The following is a 1,306-nucleotide window of genomic DNA, read 5'->3' as shown; positions in this document are numbered from 1 at the left end:
TCGGGGTCGGCTTTTTCTCCTAACTGCACGATTTTGCCATTCCGTCTCACCCGGCCGGCTACGATCATCTCCTCCGCCCTTCTTCGGGAGGCAATTCCCCACTGGGCAAGGATTTTCTGGACTCTCTCCGCCATTTTTTTTTAGTTTTTAACCCTTTCTATCTCCTATTATAGGCATCCTAAAAGGGTTTTTTCGCCCAAATAGTGAAGAAAAACCGAATATCTCCGGCTGCCTCTTTGATTTTTTTTCTTTGAAAACTTCTCAAAAAAAAGAGGAGTAATCCCTTGACTTGGGCGGCGGCTTCGGTTATACTTTTCTTATAATGGAAATCTGTGCGTTTTTTAGTGAACTCTGCCACTCCATTATATATAAAGTCTTATAAAAATATTATTGCAAAAAGCCGTGAAAAAAGCAAGCAAAATTTTGCCGACAATTGTTAAAAAAGTCGGGCTAATTTTTTTTACGGGGGGATATGACTTTAAACGGGTTATTTCTCGGTTATCCAAGCGGTTGAGAGAAGAAAGAGATCGGCAATTGATGGAAGTGCGATCTCCAATCTTGTAGGGTGCGTGTTTGCGGCGATAATCTCTGACAAAAAAACAAATTAATAATCCGCAACCCACGCAGCAACTTAATTATTAAATGGGTGCGTTAGCCAAAGCGTAACGCACCCTACGATTGATGTTTATGTTTGTGGCTAAATTGACAAAAGTGGCTCAAAATATAACCTTAACAAGATAAATCGGCCTATTCCTAGTTAAGCTGAGGTGAGGATAAGCCGAAACCCTAATTTTACCGTAGCTGGTTAGCTCTATTCTTTCGTGGAAGTCATGGCAAAATCTCCTTAGTCCGAACTAACTTAGCCTACAATTAAAATATTAGAAAGTTTAATCCGGGTTCCTTCTCGAACTAACAGACAGCATCAATGATTGACTGGACTCCCTATCTCAAATCAATCTCGGACTCGGAAAAGTACGCCCAATGGGAGACATTTTACACCCTCACGGACGTAGAGGGAAAAACACGCCCGTCGAAAACTGCACCTTTGCTAAGGGATTTGTGGGTACAGACGATTGAAAAAGAACCACAAAACCGACAAGAAAGACCAGAAAGACCAGAAAAAACCGAAAGATTCACGGTTTTAGATGGTTTACGCAAGTATGCAACTAATCACGTTCTTTTAAAAGGTCGTCCCGGTTCAGGAAAATCGACCGCTTTAGCCAGATTATTATTAGAAGAATCCGTAGAAGCCCAAAGCTTGCGCCTAAATCAACAAAATCAAGCTAAAATCATTCAAATTCCCATT

The 1,306-nt window shown here is 41.0% G+C and carries 2 protein-coding genes and 1 pseudogene; 1 reads left to right on the top strand and 2 read right to left on the bottom strand.

From position 1 onward, the window contains the following. Window positions 1-134: S4 domain-containing protein (locus PX484_RS23330; protein ID WP_288105778.1), on the bottom strand; the 134-nt coding region annotated here is incomplete at its 3' end. 44 nt (window positions 135-178) lie between these two features. Beyond that, the gene (locus PX484_RS23325) at window positions 179-358 is read right to left on the bottom strand and encodes a hypothetical protein (protein ID WP_287688652.1); all 180 of its coding nucleotides are present in this window, start codon (window positions 356-358) and stop codon (window positions 179-181) included. Between the two features lie 567 nt (window positions 359-925). Between PX484_RS23325 and PX484_RS23320 the strand changes: the two are divergent. Beyond that, window positions 926-1,306 (top strand): annotated as a pseudogene (locus tag PX484_RS23320) (hypothetical protein); the annotation flags it as partial.

It is taken from the genome of Microcystis sp. M49636_WE2, from assembly GCF_030065375.1.
Taxonomy (GTDB): Bacteria; Cyanobacteriota; Cyanobacteriia; order Cyanobacteriales; family Microcystaceae; genus Microcystis; species Microcystis aeruginosa_C.
The sequence above is the reverse complement of the archived record's forward strand: the minus strand, read 5'-3'. Positions and strand labels throughout refer to the sequence as shown.